Here is a 213-nt window from a genome sequence, read left to right on the forward strand (position 1 = left end):
GAAGGCTGCACCGGCGAAGGCTGCCGCGAAGCCGGCAGCGAAGAAGGCTGCACCGGCGAAGGCTGCCGCGAAGCCGGCGGCGAAGAAGGCTGCACCGGCGAAGGCCGCTGCGAAGCCGGCAGCGAAGAAGGCTGCACCGGCGAAGGCCGCTGCGAAGCCGGCAGCGAAGAAGGCTGCACCGGCGAAGGCCGCTGCGAAGCCGGCAGCGAAGAA

1 protein-coding gene is annotated in these 213 nt (G+C 71.4%); it reads left to right on the top strand.

Annotated features, from left to right (window positions below):
- On the top strand, positions 1 to 213 hold a 213-nt coding region (locus METUNV1_RS00105; protein WP_043358680.1), incomplete at both ends, for a hypothetical protein.

The organism is Methyloversatilis universalis FAM5, from assembly GCF_000214035.2.
GTDB lineage: Bacteria > Pseudomonadota > Gammaproteobacteria > Burkholderiales > Rhodocyclaceae > Methyloversatilis > Methyloversatilis universalis.